Here is a 1,132-nt window from a genome sequence, read left to right as displayed (position 1 = left end):
GCTCGCCGGCGAGGAGGAGGATCTCTCGATCCGCCGCCAGGCGATGATGCGCGCCGAGAAAGCGGCCGAGGACCTCAGCGAGGCCTATGAGGCGGTCGCGGGATCGTCCGGCCCGGCCGCGGCGATCGCAGGCGCGATCCGTCGGCTGGAGCGAAGGGCGGCGGCTTCTCCCGAACTCGTGGACCCGGCGATCAAGGCGCTCCCGTCACGCACGAAATGCGCACGCCGCTGTCCGGCGTGATCGGCACCACGGATCTGCTGCTCGAGACCCCGCTGGCGCCGGATCAGCGAACCTACGCCAACGCCGTCAGGCGGTCGGCCGCCGCCATGCTCGATCTGGTGGACGAGATTCTCGATCACTCGCGCATCGAGGCGGGCGGGCTTACGCTGCAGGACGAGCCGTTCGATCCCCTCGACCTCCTCGAGGACGTCGCCGAACTGCTCGCGCCGCGCGCGCAGGCGAAGGGCCTCGATCTCGCCTGCGTGGCGGGTCCGGGAGCGACCAGGCTCCGGGGCGACCCCGGGCGTCTGCGCCAGATCCTGCTCAATCTCGCTGGCAACGCCATCAAGTTCACCGCTCAGGGCGGGGTGGGCCTGCGGCTCGACTTCCTCGATGATGAGGTGAGGTTCTCGGTCGTCGACACCGGACCCGGCTTCGAGCCGTCGGACGCCGAGCGGCTGTTCGAGGAGTTCACCCGCGACGCCCCCGACCCGGCCACGGGCGGCGTGGGCCTCGGTCTCGCGATCAGCCGGCAACTCGCCGTGGCGATGGGCGGCTCCATCGCCGCCGAAGGTCGACCCGGGGCCGGCGCCACCTTCATGCTCCGCCTCCCGCTGCGGCGCGCGGGGGATTCGCCCTCCTTCGACGTGCGGCCTCCCCTCGCGGGCCGCCGGGTCCTGGTGGTCTCCGATGCGCCGTTCACCGGACCCTGGCTCGTCGAAAGGCTTCGGAACGCGGGCGCGGAGGCCGAGCTCGCGGCCATGCGCGACGAGATCATGGCGGGCTACGACGCCGTTCTCATCGACCGGCCGGCGCCAGCTTCATGCTCCGCCTCCCGCTGCGGCGCGCGGGGGATTCGCCCTCCTTCGACGTGCGGCCTCCCCTCGCGGGCCGCCGGGTCCTGGTGGTCTC

General features: G+C 72.5%; 1 protein-coding gene and 1 pseudogene. Both read left to right on the top strand.

The window, feature by feature from the left end; all coding sequences use genetic code 11:
* Positions 1–241: pseudogene (locus tag ACIKT0_RS18620) on the top strand (hypothetical protein); the annotation flags it as partial.
* On the top strand, positions 217–1,132 hold a 916-nt coding region (locus ACIKT0_RS18615; RefSeq protein ID WP_407106797.1), incomplete at its 3' end, for a sensor histidine kinase. The pseudogene ACIKT0_RS18620 and the gene ACIKT0_RS18615, both read left to right, overlap by 25 nt.

It is taken from the genome of Hansschlegelia beijingensis (assembly GCF_045505405.1).
Lineage (GTDB): Bacteria > Pseudomonadota > Alphaproteobacteria > Rhizobiales > Methylopilaceae > Methylopila > Methylopila beijingensis_A.
This window is presented reverse-complemented; position numbering and strand designations above follow the sequence as displayed.